This window comes from Mycobacterium sp. SMC-13 (genome assembly GCF_045311035.1).
In the GTDB taxonomy this organism is placed as follows: Bacteria; Actinomycetota; Actinomycetes; order Mycobacteriales; family Mycobacteriaceae; genus Mycobacterium.
Window position 1 is genome coordinate 1 of record NZ_JBJIAI010000003.1, and the last position, 17,679, is coordinate 17,679.

A 17,679-nucleotide genomic window follows, 5' to 3' on the forward strand; every position below is an offset into this window, starting at 1 on the left:
CGAGCGGGGCGTTCTCATCAGTGCATCGTCATCAACACCGATGACGCCGACATCGTCATCTTCAACGACGGCCAACACCTGGCGGATGTGCTCGAAAGCGGTGTGTGTCCGATTGACTACCAGCGGCGCCGCGAACTGGTTAACCAGGAGTTGCTGACCAGTCCAGGGTGGCGTCGTGTCTGCAAGGAAGCACAGACATCGGCCGACGATCCGACCCGGGCGCGCCTGTGCAATTGGTGGCTGTACGAACGTCTCACGGGCACTTCGGTGGGACGCAGTCCCGCTACTTCCGGAGGGACACACATGTGGCGACTGTTCGCTGATCTGCCAGCCAGCCTGACCCTCGAAGAAGTTCTGGCCTTAGACCAGTTCGGTCGAACCTACTTGGACGCACACGGGATGGCCCATGAACCGCTGCGCTGGCAGCCGCCCACGGACGCGCTCGGATTCCCGCCAGATCGCGAAAGCACCTGGCACGGGGTGGATATCGAGCGACTGCACCATTTGATCCGGGTCAACAAGCTCTCAGCCGCGATGGCTGCCTGTGCGCTGGACGTTCCCGTCGATATTGTGCGCCAGACTCTGAACGAGCATCCCGCACCGCATCAACCCCACGCAGCACGCGGAACCGTCTTGGCGATCGCGCGTGCGGAGCTGCCGCGCGATCGATTCATCGAACTGTATCGCCATCAGGGCCAGTCGCTGTGGGAGATCGCGATGCTCGCAGGCGTCTCACCGAGCGTCGCTGGGCGCCTCGCGCGGGAGTACCGGATTCCGATACGGCCGCCGCGCAGCCCGCGGGCGCGCCAGTAAGCGCTTGATCCCCACCTCTACCGCTGCGCCCGGCGCCGACAGGTGCTGCAGATCTCCATGTGGTTCCTCAGCCGGATCTACCCCACCGTCGCTGCATGCGTACCGCAACGGCCGATCGACATCAGTCACGCATCAGCACACTGCGCGCCGAAGGATTCGCTCAAGAGCAACGCATTTCGCGCTCTCCATAGTGAACGCCCTCGGCAGATGCGACGACACTATCGCCGACAACAACACAATCAGGGGCCGCCGGCGGCCGCGAGACGCATCACCGCCTGCCGTACCTTCTTCCCAAAAGGCGTTACGCGCATGGGTCGCCTGTTGTGGCCGCGGTCGACTAACCGGCCGCCGAGGTCACGCTCTAGACGTTGCACCTGAACAGACAAACATCCCGAGTGCAAGCGGAGTTCGCGCGCTGCGATACCGAAGCTCGGGTATCGAACGATGTCGGCGAAGCGCTGCAACCGCTCCCAGCCACCTACGCCAGCCAATGCCGGCTTCAGAAACCGCGGGATTCTCCTGTCAGCACGTAGCTCCACAACAGGGTGACGCTCCAGTCGCCGAACCGGGATGCCGTTTCGTTTTGCCCACGTGCTCAAGCCGGTTCGTGAGACACCTAGCTCGCGGCAGAGCTCGCCTAGGGACCTTCCCTGTTCGACATGTTGGGTGTGGAACCATTTCCGGTCGATTTGAATCTTCCCATGCTTGCGAACGGGAATGCCGTAGTCTCCCATCAGCTTCTCGATCGTCGAGGTGCTGACATCGGCCTGCGCGGCCAGACACCTAAGACTCTGTCTCTGCTCGGCGTACAGATCGACAAGACGACGACGAGGAAACGTTGTCACGGCTCTCCCATAGGACGTCCCCCGATGTGCGAAGCGATGTTCCCTGTGACGCGTGACGCGATGCTCTTTGCGGCGGGTGGAGCGAGGTCTCCCACGCTTACGGATGGGGCCGCGGAGGGCGGGCTGGCGTTCCAGAACACAGCGGACTGCATCGCTGGTGATCCCGAGGTTGTTGGCGGCTTCCGCAATGGTGATCCGCCGCCCGCACACCATCTCGTGTAATGCGACGGTATCGATGGTGTCGATGTCGATGCCGGGAAGAGCTACGCCGGCAAAAACGTGGTGGGGTGGCTCCCACCAAACAGGCTCGTCGGTAATACACTGGCCGGCAAGAAAATTCAGCGCATACTCATCGAGTGCGTCGAGCAACTCGGGTGTCAGACGCTCGCAGAAACTCAGGATATGGGCAGCGGTACTCTCGGCTTCGCGAGGGACGGGCATCGGTATGGACGGTGACCCGGTGATTCGTTCTCGCAGGAAACCGCGGGCGATCACCGCACCTTTGGGCGTGGTGAAGTTGGCACGCGCGGTGCGAGCCCACTCCTCGTCGGGAAGGAATGCCGTGTAGTCGAGTTGACGACGCCGTTGATAGTCGATCGGCGGAGGGAAATTATCAAGGTAATCGGCGAGTCTGATCAGAACAGACCGGATGCCGCTCCACTCTGGCGCTCGCTTGAGTCTGCGGAGCACGCTGCTTACGGTGCCGGTTGTGGTCGCGTTCCCGAGGGCTGCGACGGCATCAGCGATGGTGGTGGTTGTCCCGACGAGATGCAGAGCCGCCGACAAGGCGAGGCGTGGATGACGCTGGGACGGGCCAGGTGGGCACATTATTTGCGCGAAAGCTGGCCACAATAACGCTGGAATGGCACCACAGCGCCGATCGACGCGGGTGGTGTTGCGGGCCGGGCGGCCGGGCAGTGGAGTCCCGATCCGACAACGCAATTGGTCAACGGCCGACAGTTGCACACCACGTGAGGCCGTGCTCACAGCACGTAGCACGGGGCTTGCCGACCCGCTGGGCCGGTCTTTCACCGGAATGTCACGTTGCAGCTGCCTCTGGTCCACATTCAACGCGGCCAACGCATCCGCAGCTGCATCGATGGTCGAGCACTTCAGAATGCTGAAGGCGGCGGTCGCGACGACGGCGGTACGGACCGCTGGGGCCGGATTCGAGATGAAACCCTTTAACCTGCCATGCAACACAGGAAACTTCGCCTCTTGCGGCAGCATAGTTGCTTGATACTCACCTGCCAGATCAGCAGCGACGACGGTGTTGAGATCGTCGATGTTGACGGCGTGGACGATGGCGTTGCCGAGGGCACGAATGTCGGCGAGGACGGCGACTGGCGGTTGGGGGTGGTCGACGTACAGGCCGAATTCGACAACGTCACAGTCGATCAGCCGGTCGACGGTGGTTTGAGCGACCAGCGCCGGGTGCTCTGCGGGGAGAACAAGTACGGGCGCTTGGGTCAGATCAGCGTCGCAGGGCGGCCGCCATGTGTGCGGCGTTCCAACTACGGGGTTGGCACATCGCCCTGGATGTACAACTGAGTTTCCGGCTCGGTAGCCGTAGCGCTGAACAGCGCCACAATGCGGGCAGCGATCAGCCAGCAAGCAACGATGACGTAGGCAGGCGAATGTCCACATCAGTCGCCACCGCAGGAGCCACGATCCACCTGTTGCCGCAAGGCAGCTCGGGCAGAACCGAGATCCAAACACGCGTCCCCAGGGACCTGCACCCGTGAACCGTCCAGTGTCATCGATGCCGACAACGGTGCTGTAACGAGACAGGGTCATGCCACGGACTTGCTGAGGTGTGCAGCCGGACGCCGTGGCGACCGCCGCGACTTCGGCATCGGTGAGTTGGCGGTTGACATACAGCCCGAGGCGCGTGAATGGCGCTTCGAAACCCATCGACTCATAGATTTCGCGCAAGGTGACGCCGTAACGGGCGGCGATGACCTCCAGCCACGAATCTAGTGATTCCCCGGGTAGCGGCGCGGTGCGCAGCGGCAGCGTCCGGACCGTGGCACCAGCGTGTAAAGGCGTTGTCGCGCTAGCAGTCACCTCGAGGTCCGATGCTTGCTAGGAGGAAGGTTGATCTGGGATTTTCCGCATCGCGCATGAACTGGCGTCTTCGTTCACCGATCGCGCACATCGAAAATGCGAGAAATGGACGTGGTCGTTGCCGCAGCGAGCGGTCCGTCAGGCCGAACATCCGTACCGTTCAAGAATCTTGGTGGCCTGCGGACGGGTTCCGTAGGCAGCGTGCAGTTCCGCGCGGGCGCGTTCGGCGGCGCTGTCGATCATGATCGATTCGAATAGTTTGATGGTCAACGCTTCGGAACCCTCGAGGATGGCCGCCGCGCAGCCACGGCGAATCAGGGTGAGCAAGGAACCTATGTGTCCGCCGCTGCGGGCATACAGGTAGTCAGCTATTTCCACCAGGGTTCCCGGCTCGTGCCGTGCGAGGACGATGTCGTCATCGATGCTGGCCACCAGTTCCCGCCATTGACGCTGTTCTCGTGCAGTCGTGTTCCGGTAGCCGAAAAACCCGTACTCGGTGGTGTTGCGGGCTGTTTGGGCCAGGGATTCCTGCGCGGTGCCCGCTCGCAGGAGGCCCCGTTCAGCCAAGCCGATGCCGATGACGACAACGGTGACCGGGCATTCGTTGGCGATATATTTGAAGTGATTGTTCAGCTCGACGCCACCGTCGCGTTGCCAGTGTAAAAAGTGGACGTCATCGATGATGAACAGGCGGGTTTCGCACAATCGCACCAGGGTCATTACCCGTCGGCCGAGCTCGTCGACATCGTGGCACCGGCGACCCGGGTGGGCATAGTAGTCACATGCGGCCCGGTTGAATGCGGTCATCCCGGTGTTGCCCCGCATCCCTACCCGCAGCACCGGGATGCGTTCATCGCCGGCCGCGGTGTACATGCCGTGTCGGCGGATCTCCTTGTCGTGAAACTTCTTTGCGAACGCGTGCACGGTGGTCGTCTTACCCAGTCCGGGCAGTCCATCGATCGCCACAGCGTCCTTGGTGACCCAACCGTCCTTGTGTACGTCAGCCTCCATGACCACGTTCAGCCGCTTGTGGAGCTGCGCGGATTGCGGGGTGAAGTAGGGGCCCATATTGCTGTGCCATTGGCACCGTCGCTGCAGATACTCGTCGGCGGCGACGTCACCGAGTTTACGAATGCCCCGAACAGTAAGGCGCTCTGGCCGTGGACGTTTCGGGGCGTTAACGTAAGCGAACCATCCCTCCTTCCCTGCGAGGGTGACGTTGTCTAGTCCACTCATGTCGGGTTCAGCCTTCTTGGCGCTCACAATTCCTCCAGCCGTCAATTGCTCATCGCTGTTTCGCCGTCCACCTTGCGCTCATTGAGACCGGGGACGCTGAACATCGGTCGCCTAGCGTGGCGGCTCCGCGCAACCATCCTGCGGATGAAGCGCGTGCTCAGTCTGTACCGACGCAACGTTGTCGGGACAAGAAACGGACGTGGTCGAAGAACAGCATCGCGTCGTGGTCGAATGCGGCCGGCCCTTCGTTACCTCGCATCCCCACGCGGATGACCGGGACGATCGCGGACAAGTCGTCGTCCTCCTGCTTCTCCACGGGGGTGATGCCGCCAGATTCGCGCGCCCCAGGCTCAGCTGTCGTTGACTTCTTAGCGTTCACATTTCTTCCAATCTCCGGTATTCCGTCGCTGTTTCGTCGTCGAAGTCGTCTTCGTCGAGGTCTTCGTCGTATTCATCGAGGTCGTCTACGAACGCCTCGATCGCTGCGCGTGGCGGTTCTGCGGTGGCCTGCTGCGCTCGCTTCTTGGCCGTCGCCTTGAGCTGGGCCGCCTGATCCAGATCGGCCGCCAATGAGGATTGTTCCCGTGACAGCCGCAGCGCTGCGTCACGCTTCCGCATGTCGAGTTCATGGCCTAGTTCGTGACGTTTCAGGAACGCGGCGTGCGCCAGTTTGGCGTCCACGGGTCGGTCCCCCGACCGCACAAGCTCTCGCGCGAATTCCCATCCGTCAGCAGACATCGGCATCTCCAATGCCCGGGCCATGTCCCACTGCAGCGGTTCCCACTGGCCCGATCCTTTGACGTCCAGGAAGTAGACCGTGCGGATGTCATCAGGATTGACGCGGATGGGCCAGCGACCCTTTTGATGTTTGTAAGCGCTGAGCTCTCCCGGGCTGTACGCGTCGAGGACTTCGCCGTTGTACATGCGGTGATCAATCTTGATACCCGCGGGCTGCCGTGTGCGCCACTGCAGGGGCAAGAAGTGGTAGGCCAGCTGTGGATCGCGGGGCGCTTCAATGTAGCCGGCGCGAGCGATGCCGTGCGCCAACATCTGCGCCGGCGACATGTCTAGGGACCACAGGCCGGGCTCGCCCACACCTTCGTGGGGGCGCACGTGATACTCCGAGGCGATCCATTCGCGTAGTAGCGCTTCCATCTCGTCGATGAAGTAGAAGCCGTCCTTCTCCGGATGTACCCCGCGGCTGTACACATCTGGGCCCTTGTAGCCCGGTAGTTCCTGCAGAAACCCCGTTCTGACGGTGCCGAAGAATCGTTCCACCGGCGCTTTGTCGTAGGGAATCTTCAGTCGCGCCGGGGCTATCGAAATACCCACGGCGCGGCAGGCGCTGTGCATCGCGGCACCGACGAAAATCTTGCCGTGATCGACAATCAAGTTGTCCGGAACGATCGCCGGTATGGCGCCTATCACACTGCGCGGATCAAGATGCTCCAACTCCACCAGAATGTGTCGCGGCACACCGGCCACCGGCCACAACGCATGTTCGGGCCAGTTCGCCCCAGGTGCTTTGGGCCGGAACGCCTCGTAGAGCACGGCCAGACCGTCGATCGCGCGGGCCCAGGGAGACAGACCGACGCCGACGATGCATTTGCTGTACCAGTCCATCGCGACTGTCAGGTCCAGGCCGACCCACTTGAGGGTCTGGCAATCCATCGCGTGCACGTCCAGACGCGTGGTGTCCATGAGCAAGTATTCGCCGGGCCGGGTGGGCCGCAGCTTGCCGTATGCGCCCTGGGGTCTTGCTGCGACATCGCGAACATGCTTGGTCGACCCGATGAACAGTGGCGTGATCTTCTCATCGCCCAACAAGATTCGATTGGCCGTGGCATCCGACGGCAGGTGGATACCGTCAGGCCCGTATCGCGCGACCAGTCGCGCATTGGTCCGTGCGACGACCAGCGATTTGGTCGGCTTGGACTTTTCGGTGTATTCGGCTTTCACCTCACGCGAGGTCGGCTCCCAGCGCGGATCCTGGCGGCTCCCCAACCCCGGTGCCACAGCACGTTTAGAAATCAACCCAGCTTCGCCATACCTGTCGTACCGGTCGATCCATCGGTACAACGACCGTGCACCGCAACCCATCTCCTTGCATTTGGCGGCGATCCGTTGTCCTTTGGGAAGATCGGGTCGGTACATGGCGCGTGGCTCGCCCGGCAATGCGGTGTCGGCGCTGCCAGACTGATATCCGGTCTGGACTTCGCGGATGTGGCCCGCGTACGCGCGGGCTCTTCTTCGTGCTTCTTCAGGTGCGGCTTCCCACAGAATCGCTACCGGCTCACAGTCGCCTTGGTCCACGCCGACGGGCGTCAAATCCTCGCCGAGGATCCGTGTCCGCGGCGAATAGAGCACTTCCTGCAGAGAAAACCGGTGCAGCTGGCCGGTGCGCATATGTTCGGCGGTGAATTCAGGTAGCCCCGACCAGGAAGACTCCGTCAGCGCCACGATGGTGAACAGTTCTTCACCATCGCGACTAAACTTGGTCCGCAGGCCCACCGGCACACCAGCGAAAGTCATTGCGGCGCCTGCAGAATCGTTGTTGACTGCAGCGGTTGCATGATGTCGAAAACGAGCTCCTGGCGCCACAACAGGTGCAGCAGAACGCTGCGCACCAAGGGTTTACTGCGGTGGGCGAATCGGTTCTCCGCGGCACGAAAGCTCAGACCGGCCAGCTCGCCTACGACCGGACGTATCTCGCACAAGATTTCCTGGTTAATCAACCAGTCCCGGCGATAGCCAGAGAGGAAGCGGACGTTGTCGAACAGGACCGGGGACGGCTCGGAAAACACCACATAGGACCACCCCATTGACTGGACGACGCGCCGCGTCCATGCGATGAGCAACTGGTACTTCTCGTGCGTGAGACGCTCGGCCCGCACCACATCGACGACCACCGGTCCGGCGTCCGTTGCGAGCAAGTAGTCGAGAGTGTGGCGCCTCCACTTACCATTGATGTTGGCCTGCAACAAGAATGGTTGCGCGATAATGCGATGGACCCGTGGGTCAAAATCGGCGATCATCGCAGCTGACTTCTCCAAACGAGATTCGTGCGGCACGAAGTCGTCCTCGGTCACCGACCAATACTCGCCCGAGTAATGGCGCTGGCCGGCATACCAGCGGAATACCCGCATCGGCCGCGCGGTATACAACTCGGACGGGACCGCGGCAGAAGCGGCCAATGACCGTTGCTCGCCGTACGCGGTCTTGAAATCAAGGACCGCGGTGGCGACGTCAACAAGAAGATCAGCAACCATTGCAATACCCCTGACGCAATCAGGTTCTTCCGAGTATTGCACTCCGCGACAGCCGCAGCAAGCCCCCCGAACGATTTCTGAAAACGGATTCGACTACACTCACAAAGAACGACGCATATTCCCAATTATGTTGCTATATAGTATTTTTCGATTCGTCACGTCTTCACTCACGATTAGCCGTCGAGTCAATGGAAGCAATTTCCGAACACCATTCACGCAATTGTTGGAATTTTAGCGCGAGCCTCACGCCCGACACGCCACTAGTATGAACTGGCGAATGGTTGTGTCACCCAACACAGGCATCCGCCATAGCCGAATCATCACAGCACCGTGCTCGCCCTACACGAACGGGTACCCGCTACGAGTACTCTTCGTGGTGTAATCCCCGGCATGTGTGCCTCTCCTGTTCAGCAGTGATTCGCAGCCGGGGTTTCCTTACCTGCAGTTACCGGGCGCTGACGCGTCAACAGGTGTGATCGGCTGGCACGCTACTAAACAACGAGATGACCCGCGGAGCCGGGAGGCCAGCCCCATACGCTGAACCCAATCGTTCGGCCCGCTCCGAGGTTCAACTCGGGACCGGGCCGGATTTCGTATCTGCTCCCCGTAATTTTGGTGGGCGATATCGCGGCGCGTACCCGCTCGAACTGATCTTCGCAACAAAATTGCGGCGACATGCCGTCGACGACGTGTCACGCTGCAACGATGAGCAACGATTCCGGTAGTAACGCGGGTGACGCTCAGAGCGGACCGCAGTGGCGCACCGTTCCAGAAGCATTCTGGCGCTCTCTGGAAGGCCAGCAGTCCGCGGCGGCGGACGACGAGCTCGCCGATTGGCTGGCCACACACCACGGGGTAGCGATTCATCATCACGGCGGCTTCGCGCCCGAATACTGGGCCGGATACGTTGATGGACACAGCTTTGCGTTTCGTGAGCGCCACGGCCAGTGGGACATCGAGATCGACCGCCAGCCCAGCGGTCGATTCATCAAACAGCGAGCGGGCACCGAACCTGACGGCACCGCGATCTACCGCGACCATGAGCTGGAAGTTGGAGAAGTCATCGCCTCCGGCACCACCGACGCCGCCGGCTACGGAACCACGGCGGTCGAGCGGGCACAGTTCATCATCGAAACCATCCGAACCCACCTGACCCGACAATCCTGCGGCCACTATCTCGACAAGCTCGAAGCGATCGCTGCCCTGCTCGGCGTCCCGGCCCGCTGGTGCCCACGCTGCGGAACCCGCCTAACCGACCAATGATCGCGGAAAGTTCTGAAATCCCTTCGAATACTGGAGATTTCAGTCGCGCGATTTGAGGTATCAGCTAGCTGACCAATCTCGGAATTCCTGCACAGCAATAGAAATTGATCGAAATCTAGCTCGATCGGCGCGCCGCTCCGTACGACTCCCTGCGCACCGCGCGGCTCATCGTCGACTCTCGGTCCGGCGGGCATAGCGGTCACGCGCCGCGAGTCGTTCGACGGTGGACGGTTCGGTGTTGAGCTGCGTGGCCAACTGGGCGTACCCGACATCAAGAACGCGATCCTTGAGGGCTTCGGCTCCCGCCCGCAGCAGTGCGCCCAATCGCGCAGCACCTCGAAGGCAGGCGAACCCTCGTCGAGATAGGGACCAATCATGGCCTCGTCCGACGAGTCGCCAAGGATCAAGCTCACACGCTTACTTATAAGGTGAGTTTTACACCGTTAGTCGGTGCGTCATCCAGCGCAGATCGTGCGCTTTCCCGCATGAGCGGTTGTATAGAGCTGTGTCGCCGGCGGCTGCGAATACCTCGGTTGTCACCAGTCGCCTCTCGCCTCACACCACCAGCGAGCTTCTCCGCGCCGCAATTCGTGACCGCCGCTATAGGTGACCCCTCATCGAGTTGGCAATTTTGCCAACTTGTGCCATCTCAAATGACGAATTGCCACGCAGATTGAGAAGTGACAACTCACTTTCAACATATAGCGCACCCCGGGACTTGCGGCAAGACCCCCCTCATGCTCCAGAATCGCTGGGCTGCAACGTAACTGCAGCTCGATCGTCTTGAGGGGGACGCATGACGAATACTGACGTGATCATCGTGGGCGCGGGACCGACCGGTCTGACGCTCGCCACCGAACTCTGCCTGACCGGGATCAAACCACTTGTCCTGGAACGGCTCACCGACATCCGCGAGGTCGCCAAGGCCGGCGGCATCGGCGGGCAGATCCTCAATCTATTGCGCTACCGGGAGCTCGGGGATCTCCTCGACGACGCGGCCGGCCCACCCGTCACCGCCAAACTTCCGTTCGGCGGCATCCACGTCGACCTCACCCAGCTGGACGAGTCGCCGATGCAGGTGCAGCGACTCCCCCAGCCTCAGCTCGAAGCCCTCCTGCAGGACTACGCACGCGGCCTGGGCGTCGAGGTCCGGCGCGGTCACGAGGTCGTCGGCCTGCAGCAGGACGACGACGTCGTGCATCTCGAGGTCCGCGGTCCGGACGGCCCGTATCGCGTCAGCGCCCGGTACGTCGTGGGCTGCGACGGGGTACGCAGCCGGGTGCGGGAACTGGCAGGCATCGGCTTCCCGGGCATGGTGTATCCCGAGATTCACCGCATGGCCACCGTCACGTGGCCGCGCGAGATCACCGTCCGCGACGACGGCGACTATGACGTCCCGGGCTATGGCCGCCTGCCGTGGGGCTACAGCCAGACCGAGGGCGGCATCTTCGCCATCGCGTCGTCAGAGCCCGGATGGTTGGGCCTGTACACCAGCGAGGCGCCCGATCACGACTACGACGATGACGACCCGATGACGCTGGACGAATTCCGCGCCAGCGTCCGTCGCGTGCTCGGCGTGGACTTCCCGCTCGGCGAGCCAAAGCGGCTGACCCGCTTCACGTACGCGGCCCGGCACACCGAGCGCTACGTGTCGGGCCGGGTGCTGCTGGCCGGTGACACGGCGCACCAGATTCCGACGGGCGGCGTCGCGGTATCGGCCGGGATGCTCGACGGGGTGAACCTCGCGTGGAAGCTCGCCGCCACGCTCCGGGGCTGGGCGCCGCCCGGCCTGCTCGAGACCTACCACTCCGAACGGCACCTCGCCGGCGAACGCCTGCTGCTGCACGCGCAAGCCCAGGTGTCGCTGCGGCGGGGCCACGATCCGGCCGACGAGGCGCTGCGAAAAGTGTTCACTGAGTTGCTCTCCGACGCGCCCGCGCTTGCGCGCGTCGGCGCGATGATCGCCGCGTCCGACGTCCGGTATCCGATGCCCGGCGCGCAGCCGCACCCGCTGGCCGGGACGTTCGCGTCGCACCTGCCCGACGCCGTCGTGGCGGCCCTGCGCGCGGCGCGACCTGTCTTCGTCGGACCACCCGAGCTGTGCGACGTCGCGGCACCGTGGGTGGATCGCGTCGACATCCTCAGGGGCCAGGCCGACGCCCTGCTGATTCGCCCGGATGCACACATCGCGTGGGCCGGCGCCTCGGATGCGGGGCTGCGGGACGCACTCACGTATTGGTTCGGCGATCGGCGATGAATATTCGCGCCCGCACCGGTCTACCCAGTGAACGCAACCATCAGGAGGCAACATGACCGAGCAGACCGCCCTGCCGCCAGTGGTCGACCAGGACACCTGGCGGGCCGCCCTCGACGACCTGCGCCGCCGCGAAAAGGCCGCGACGCGCGAATTCGACGCCATCGCCGCACAACGGCGCCGGCTGCCGATGGTCGAGCTGCCCGACTACACCCTGATCGGCGCCGAGGGGCCGGTGCGGCTGGCTGACGTCTTCGACGGCAAGTCCCAGCTGATCGTCTACAACCACATGTGGACCGACGGCGCCGAGTGGCAGTGCTCGGGTTGCACCGGCTTCACCTCGCAGTTCACCCGCCTCGATTTCCTGGCCAATTACGACGCCCGCTTCGTCATCGTCACCAACGGGCCCATCGAGGAAGCCTTGGCCTACAAGGCCAAAGTGGGCAACAAGATGGAGTGGTACTCGTCGTCGGAGAGCAGCTTCGGGTCGGACATGGGCGCCGCGCCCGGCACGGGTTTCGCCGTCAATGTGTTTCTGCGACACGGCGATACGGTGTACCGCACCTGGCACACCGACGGCCGCGGTTGCGAGCAGCTGGGCCACAGTTTCGCGTTGATCGACGTTCTGCCCTACGGCCGCCAGGAGCAGTGGCAGGATTCGCCCGAAGGCTGGCCCCAGTCGCCGACATACTCCAAATGGGCCAGTTCACAGGACATTGCCCGCGCATACGGATCGAACGCAGAGAACGGACAGAACCGATGACCAGCAGCTCGACGACCCAGGAACGCTTCGTCGCCACCCGCACCATCGCCGCACCGCCCGCGGCGGTGTTCGCGGTGCTGGCCAACCCGGCGCGGCACAAGGAGACCGAACCGGGCGACTGGGTCCGCGACGCCGTCGACGCCGCACCGATCACCGGTACCGGCCAGGTCTTCGCCATGAACATGTACCTGGACCAGGCCGGCGGGGACTACGTCACGTACAACCTGGTGACGGATTTCGAGCCCGACAGGACCGTCGGCTGGGCGACCGGCAGTCTGGACGAGTCGGGACAGCACGTCCCGGGCGGTTGGTGGTGGCGCTACGACCTGACCCCGAATGGCGACGGCACCGATGTCACCCTCACGTACGACTGGACCGAGACACCGCAGGCCTTCCGCGACCAGATCGGCGGCATGCCGCCGTTCCCGCTCGGGTTCATCGAGGAGTCGCTCGCCGCACTCGACCGCGCCGTCACCGGGTAGGGGCCGCCTCGCCCGCGCTGCGCGACAACGCTTGCACGACAACGGATTGTCACACATGCACGGGCGAGGCGGTGCCCTCACCGAACCGAGGGTACGGGCAAAAGCGTCGGCCGTTCACCGAGTCGACTCCGAATGGCCAGGCGAGAACCGTTTTGGTCCTGCGCGTTTCCCGCGTACGCTTGGTCCATCGGCGGTACTTCGTCGCGTGGCGGGTCAAAGCCACGCCGTCGCCGATTCGAAGTAGTTTGACCGATTCGCGGTCAAGGCAGGAGCGTCGAAATGACGCCGCAACATGACCGCACGACCCACGCTCAGCGCACGTCGCCGAAGCAGACTCCACGATTGCGGTTGAAGCCCAAGGCTCCCCACAGTGGATATGTCGACGGGGCGTGGTGGCCGCACACCCGCAACCTGAGCACCGAGCTGCCCGACCTGCTGGCCGTCTTGTCGGTGCGCCTCGGACAGATCGACCGGGTGCTCTACAACGTCGGCGAGTGGTCGGCCGCCCCCACCAAACTCGCGGCAGGCGGGCGGCGGGTGCGCCTCGACGGCTATCAGCGCCAGCCGATCAACACCGTTGAGGTGGTTGGTCTCGATCGCAACCGGATCGTGCTCCTGACCGTGCCCGTCGATACGGCTCCGGCAGAAGCCCATTGCGCGCTTATGAGTGCCGCGCAGCCCAATGACCACACGACGGTGTCGGGCATTTTCGCAGCCGCGCAGCACGCGGACTAGCGGTTCATCGCTTCTTGCGCTGAATCACAACAGATTTGGATGCGGACGTTCGCATCCATGTTCAAAAAGAAAGTAGTAGTCACATGACCGAAGGAACCGTGAAGTGGTTCAACGACGCTAAAGGCTTCGGCTTCATCTCCCCCGACGGCGGTGCGCCCGATGTTTTCGTACATCACACCGAAATCCTGGGCGCCGGCTTCCGCTCACTGGAGGAGAACCAGCGAGTGAAGTTCGATGTCACCCAGGGCAATAAGGGCCCGCAGGCCGTCGGCGTCACCACGCTCTGATTCCCGCGGAAATTCTGGACTGACGCACCACGCGTCAGTCCAGAACCTTTCCCGAAACACGTTGCCGCCGTGCGGCTGTCAGGATTTCCTCGGCGGTCTCCAGCATCGCGTCCTCACCGCGACGCGGGTCTACCGGCTGACCGGCAGCGCGGCGCAGCACCATGCCGGCGAGCGTGTTGTTGGTCGTGCTGGGCACGATCAACAGGGTGGCGGTGGCTTCGCACCCTTCCACGGTCATGATGTGCTGCGCGCGTCCACGCCAGGCCTGCCAATTGAGGTTCGGCGGATTGTGCAGGGGCGACCAGTTGATGCCGACCTCCGCGATCTTCCCGAGACGGTCATCGAGAACCGCCATCAGGCCCCCGAATTCGTCGGCCAAGACTCCCGTGTACGGCCACCAGGCCCCGTCGATCCGACGACCGAGCTTGTCGGACAGGCACAGCCGGACGGGCTTGTCGGCGCGGATCCGTTGCGCGACGTACGCCATCAGGTCACCACCGCATGCTGAAGCCCACTGGTGCGCCATCCCATGAAAAGTCCTAACGGTCGGTGCCGCGATCACCCACCGGCAGAATCACGTAGAGACCACGCTGCCAATGACTTCGAGCGGAGCCGCCAAGCAACATCTGACGCGGCTCTACCTATGACGCTACGCCGCATGCGCGGCCGCCGCGCCGCGCAACCGTCAGTCGCTGTACTCCGCGGTCCCGTCTTCGAGCACCAGCCGGGCGTTGCTGCCGTCGGCCGCAGCGGCCTCGGTACGGAACACCGCGTGCCCAGGCTCGGTGCGCCACACCGATGTCGTCAACGTCTCGCCGGGGAACACCGGGGATGTGAAGCGCGCGCCGACGGCCTTGATCTTGGCGGCGTCACCGCCGGCGAGCTCGGTGACCAGGACGCGGCCGGCGACGCCGTAGGTGCACAGGCCGTGCAGGATCGGCTTCGGGAAGCCGGCGAGGGTCTGCGCGAACCACGGGTCGCTGTGCAGCGGGTTCCGGTCGCCGGAGAGCCGGTAGATCAGCGGCTGATCCTCGGTGGTGGGCAGCGCCACGACGGCGTCGGCCGGGCGATCCGGGATCTCCGGCGCGGCGGCCCGCTCCCCTGGCTGCCCGCCGAATCCACCCTCACCGCGGATCACCGCGGTCGACCAGGATTCGGCGATCACATTCCCGCTGTCGTCCGTGGCGGTGCCCTTGAACGTCAGGATGGCGTTCTTGCCCTCGCCCTTGTCCTGGATGTCGACCACCTCGGAGCTGACGTTGAATCGGCCCGACGGCGGCAGCGGCGCGTGCAGCCGAATCTGCTGGCTGCCGTGCAGCAGCTTGCCGAAGTTGAAGCTGCCGACCTCCCCGACAGCGCCCCAGGCCGGGCAGCAGATCACCGCGTAGGTGGGCAGCACCTGCTGGTCGATGCCATGGCTGTTCTCCGTGGTGAACGCCAAATCCTTCGTCCCGCAACCCACTCCGAGTGCGTAGAGCAGGGTGTCGCGCTCGGTCCACTCGAAAGGCTGCGGTGCGGTCTTGGCTCCGATGGCATTGGGGTTGATCGGCATTCGGCGGTTCTCCCTCAGAAGTCGGTGTGACAAATTCGGACCATACGCGCTATTGACCTGAACCCGCGACAGGTTCACGATGACTCGCATGCGATATGTCGTTACCGGCGGTACCGGGTTTATTGGCCGCCGCGTCGTCAGCCGGATTCTGGCTCAGTACGACGAAGCCGAAGTGTTCGTTCTCGTTCGTCGGGCCTCGTTGGCTCGCTTCGAAGAACTGGCCGCGGACTGGGGTGACCGGGCGAAACCCCTGGTCGGCGACCTCACCTCCGCAGGTCTGGGCCTGGCCGATCTGGCTGATCTGGGTCCGATCGATCATGTGGTGCACTGCGCCGCGATCTATGACATGACCGTCGACGCCGCTACTCAGCAGGCCGCCAACGTCGAAGGGACTCGCGCGGTGATCGAGTTGACGCGCGGCCTCGGTGCGACGCTGCACCACGTGTCGTCGATCGCGGTGGCCGGCAATTACCGGGGCGTTTTCACGGAGGACGACTTCGATGTCTCCCAGGAGCTGCCGACGCCGTACCACCAGACCAAGTTCGAAGCCGAGCAACTGGTGCGCGCCACCGCGGGTCTGCGGCACCGGATCTACCGGCCTGCCGTCGTCGTCGGCGACTCCCGGACCGGCGAGATGGACAAGATCGACGGACCGTATTACTTCTTCGGGGTGCTGTCGCGACTGGCAGCACTGCCGAAATTCACGCCGATGATGGTGCCCGACACCGGCCGCACCAACATCGTGCCGGTGGACTACGTCGTCGACGCACTGGTGGCGCTGATGCACGCCGAGGGACGCGACGGCCAGGCCTTCCATCTGACGTCGCCGAATCCCATTGGGCTCAAGGACATCTACCGCGGCGTTGCACAGGAAGCCGGCTTGCCGCCGCTGCGTGGCACCTTGCCGAAGGCCACTGCGGCTCCGGTGCTCAAGGCCACCGGGCGGGCCAAGGTCCTGCGCAACATGGCGGCCATTCAGCTGGGCATCCCCGGTGAGGTGCTCGACGTCGTCGACCTGGCGCCGTCGTTCGCCTCCGAGGCCACTGTCGCAGCGTTGCAGGGCACCGGCATCGTCTTACCCGAATTCGCTTCCTACGCACCGAAACTCTGGCGGTACTGGGCCGAACACCTGGACCCGGACCGGGCCCGCCGTGATGATCCGCGCGGTCCGCTGGTCGGGCGCAACGTGATCATCACGGGCGCCTCGAGCGGCATCGGCCGGGCCTCGGCCATCGCGGTCGCCGAGCGCGGCGGGCGGGTGTTCGCGCTGGCGCGCAGTGCCGACGCCCTCGACGAGCTGGTGGCGGAGATTCGCCAATTCGGCGGCGAGGCCTACGCTTTCACGTGCGATGTCGCCGACGGCAGTTCGGTGGAGCACACCGTCAAGGACATCCTCGGCCAGTTCGATCACGTCGACTACCTGGTGAACAACGCCGGCCGCTCGATCCGCCGTTCGGTCGTCAACTCGACCGACCGCTTCCACGACTATGAGCGCGTCATGGCGGTCAACTACTTCGGCGCTGTGCGGATGACCCTGGCGCTGCTGCCACACTGGCGCGAACGCCGGTTCGGTCACGTGGTCAACGTGTCGAGCGCCGGGGTCCAGGCCAACAGCCCGAAGTACAGCGCCTATCTGCCGAGCAAGGCCGCACTGGACGCGTTCTCGGAAGTGGTTGGCACCGAGACCCTTTCGGACCACATCACGTTCACCAACATCCACATGCCGTTGGTGGAGACCCCCATGATCGCGCCGTCGAAGCGGTTGAACCCCATGCCGCCGATCACCGCGGAGCACGCCGCGGCAATGGTGGTGCGCGGTCTGGTCGAGAAGCCGGCCCGGATCGACACCCCGATGGGCACGCTGGGTGATCTCGGAAACTACTTCACGCCCAAGCTGTCTCGCCGCGTGCTGCACCAGTTGTACCTGGGCTACCCGGATTCGGCGGCGGCCCGCGGTGTCGCCGAAACCCAACCGCCGGTTGACCGTCCGGATCGCCCGCGCACGCCACGTCGACCCAAGCGGCCCCTCGCAGCCGGCAAGGTCCGGGTGCCCCGTCCGGTCAAGACCGCGGTACGGCTGATCCCCGGCGTGCACTGGTAGACACCGATACAG

General features: G+C 63.9%; 15 protein-coding genes and 1 pseudogene. 8 read left to right on the forward strand and 8 right to left on the reverse strand.

Annotated elements, in window-relative coordinates; all coding sequences use genetic code 11:
* A pseudogene (locus ACJH6I_RS06165) lies at window positions 1-813 on the forward strand (hypothetical protein); the annotation flags it as partial.
* Window positions 814-1,052: 239 nt separating this feature from the next.
* On the opposite strand, the gene ACJH6I_RS06170 reads toward ACJH6I_RS06165, so the two are convergent.
* The 5 genes from ACJH6I_RS06170 to ACJH6I_RS06190 form a co-directional block, all read right to left on the reverse strand.
* The gene (locus ACJH6I_RS06170; protein WP_079630365.1) at window positions 1,053-3,725 is read right to left on the reverse strand and encodes a TniQ family protein; all 2,673 of its coding nucleotides are present in this window, start codon (window positions 3,723-3,725) and stop codon (window positions 1,053-1,055) included.
* A gap of 138 nt (window positions 3,726-3,863) precedes the next feature.
* Window positions 3,864-4,988, reverse strand: coding sequence for a TniB family NTP-binding protein (locus ACJH6I_RS06175; protein ID WP_226519356.1), 1,125 nt, complete (start codon window positions 4,986-4,988; stop codon window positions 3,864-3,866).
* 130 nt (window positions 4,989-5,118) lie between these two features.
* On the reverse strand, window positions 5,119-5,277 hold the full coding sequence (locus ACJH6I_RS06180) for a hypothetical protein (protein ID WP_226519357.1): 159 nt from the start codon (window positions 5,275-5,277) through the stop codon (window positions 5,119-5,121).
* Between the two features lie 59 nt (window positions 5,278-5,336).
* The gene (locus ACJH6I_RS06185; RefSeq protein WP_079630368.1) at window positions 5,337-7,493 is read right to left on the reverse strand and encodes a helix-turn-helix domain-containing protein; all 2,157 of its coding nucleotides are present in this window, start codon (window positions 7,491-7,493) and stop codon (window positions 5,337-5,339) included.
* Window positions 7,490-8,230, reverse strand: a complete 741-nt coding sequence (locus tag ACJH6I_RS06190; protein ID WP_079630369.1) for a TnsA-like heteromeric transposase endonuclease subunit — start codon at window positions 8,228-8,230, stop codon at window positions 7,490-7,492. The genes ACJH6I_RS06185 and ACJH6I_RS06190 overlap by 4 nt, the downstream gene beginning before the upstream one ends.
* Before the next feature lie 675 nt (window positions 8,231-8,905).
* Here ACJH6I_RS06190 and ACJH6I_RS06195 point away from each other — a divergent pair.
* Window positions 8,906-9,493: a hypothetical protein gene (locus ACJH6I_RS06195; protein ID WP_293016926.1), complete on the forward strand. Its 588-nt coding sequence runs from the start codon at window positions 8,906-8,908 to the stop codon at window positions 9,491-9,493.
* 165 nt (window positions 9,494-9,658) lie between these two features.
* Here the strand turns inward: ACJH6I_RS06195 and ACJH6I_RS06200 are convergent, their stop codons facing one another.
* Window positions 9,659-9,817, reverse strand: coding sequence for a hypothetical protein (locus ACJH6I_RS06200; RefSeq protein ID WP_226519358.1), 159 nt, complete (start codon window positions 9,815-9,817; stop codon window positions 9,659-9,661).
* Between the two features lie 472 nt (window positions 9,818-10,289).
* On the opposite strand from ACJH6I_RS06200, the gene ACJH6I_RS06205 reads away from it, so the two are divergent.
* From ACJH6I_RS06205 to ACJH6I_RS06225, 5 genes are all read left to right on the forward strand, one after another.
* Window positions 10,290-11,750: an FAD-dependent monooxygenase gene (locus ACJH6I_RS06205; RefSeq protein WP_318986518.1), complete on the forward strand. Its 1,461-nt coding sequence runs from the start codon at window positions 10,290-10,292 to the stop codon at window positions 11,748-11,750.
* Window positions 11,751-11,802: 52 nt separating this feature from the next.
* Window positions 11,803-12,510: a DUF899 family protein gene (locus ACJH6I_RS06210; RefSeq protein WP_212806800.1), complete on the forward strand. Its 708-nt coding sequence runs from the start codon at window positions 11,803-11,805 to the stop codon at window positions 12,508-12,510.
* Window positions 12,507-12,992: an SRPBCC family protein gene (locus ACJH6I_RS06215; protein WP_212806801.1), complete on the forward strand. Its 486-nt coding sequence runs from the start codon at window positions 12,507-12,509 to the stop codon at window positions 12,990-12,992. Before ACJH6I_RS06210 ends, ACJH6I_RS06215 begins: the two co-directional genes overlap by 4 nt.
* A gap of 279 nt (window positions 12,993-13,271) precedes the next feature.
* On the forward strand, window positions 13,272-13,727 hold the full coding sequence (locus ACJH6I_RS06220) for a DUF5994 family protein (RefSeq protein ID WP_212806802.1): 456 nt from the start codon (window positions 13,272-13,274) through the stop codon (window positions 13,725-13,727).
* Window positions 13,728-13,810: 83 nt separating this feature from the next.
* Window positions 13,811-14,014: a cold-shock protein gene (locus ACJH6I_RS06225; protein WP_020102455.1), complete on the forward strand. Its 204-nt coding sequence runs from the start codon at window positions 13,811-13,813 to the stop codon at window positions 14,012-14,014.
* 34 nt (window positions 14,015-14,048) lie between these two features.
* On the opposite strand, the gene ACJH6I_RS06230 is transcribed toward ACJH6I_RS06225, so the two are convergent.
* Both ACJH6I_RS06230 and ACJH6I_RS06235 read right to left on the reverse strand, forming a co-directional pair.
* The gene (locus tag ACJH6I_RS06230) at window positions 14,049-14,501 is read right to left on the reverse strand and encodes a DUF5994 family protein (RefSeq protein ID WP_212806803.1); all 453 of its coding nucleotides are present in this window, start codon (window positions 14,499-14,501) and stop codon (window positions 14,049-14,051) included.
* Window positions 14,502-14,699: 198 nt separating this feature from the next.
* Window positions 14,700-15,566: a MaoC family dehydratase gene (locus tag ACJH6I_RS06235; protein WP_212806804.1), complete on the reverse strand. Its 867-nt coding sequence runs from the start codon at window positions 15,564-15,566 to the stop codon at window positions 14,700-14,702.
* Window positions 15,567-15,654: 88 nt separating this feature from the next.
* Between ACJH6I_RS06235 and ACJH6I_RS06240 the strand changes: the two genes are divergently transcribed.
* Window positions 15,655-17,667: an SDR family oxidoreductase gene (locus ACJH6I_RS06240; protein ID WP_406783853.1), complete on the forward strand. Its 2,013-nt coding sequence runs from the start codon at window positions 15,655-15,657 to the stop codon at window positions 17,665-17,667.
* The last annotated feature ends 12 nt before the right edge of the window (window positions 17,668-17,679 follow it).

Bases quoted from the DNA above. Each gene is read 5' to 3' on its own strand.
- ACJH6I_RS06190 (WP_079630369.1), bottom strand. From the start codon at position 8,230: ATGGTTGCTGATCTTCTTGTTGACGTCGCCACCGCGGTCCTTGATTTC.
- ACJH6I_RS06195 (WP_293016926.1), top strand. From the start codon at position 8,906: ATGCCGTCGACGACGTGTCACGCTGCAACGATGAGCAACGATTCCGGT.
- ACJH6I_RS06230 (WP_212806803.1), bottom strand. From the start codon at position 14,501: ATGGCGTACGTCGCGCAACGGATCCGCGCCGACAAGCCCGTCCGGCTG.
- ACJH6I_RS06205 (WP_318986518.1), top strand. From the start codon at position 10,290: ATGACGAATACTGACGTGATCATCGTGGGCGCGGGACCGACCGGTCTG.
- ACJH6I_RS06225 (WP_020102455.1), top strand. From the start codon at position 13,811: ATGACCGAAGGAACCGTGAAGTGGTTCAACGACGCTAAAGGCTTCGGC.
- ACJH6I_RS06185 (WP_079630368.1), bottom strand. From the start codon at position 7,493: ATGACTTTCGCTGGTGTGCCGGTGGGCCTGCGGACCAAGTTTAGTCGC.
- ACJH6I_RS06240 (WP_406783853.1), top strand. From the start codon at position 15,655: ATGCGATATGTCGTTACCGGCGGTACCGGGTTTATTGGCCGCCGCGTC.
- ACJH6I_RS06210 (WP_212806800.1), top strand. From the start codon at position 11,803: ATGACCGAGCAGACCGCCCTGCCGCCAGTGGTCGACCAGGACACCTGG.
- ACJH6I_RS06215 (WP_212806801.1), top strand. From the start codon at position 12,507: ATGACCAGCAGCTCGACGACCCAGGAACGCTTCGTCGCCACCCGCACC.
- ACJH6I_RS06235 (WP_212806804.1), bottom strand. From the start codon at position 15,566: ATGCCGATCAACCCCAATGCCATCGGAGCCAAGACCGCACCGCAGCCT.
- ACJH6I_RS06220 (WP_212806802.1), top strand. From the start codon at position 13,272: ATGACGCCGCAACATGACCGCACGACCCACGCTCAGCGCACGTCGCCG.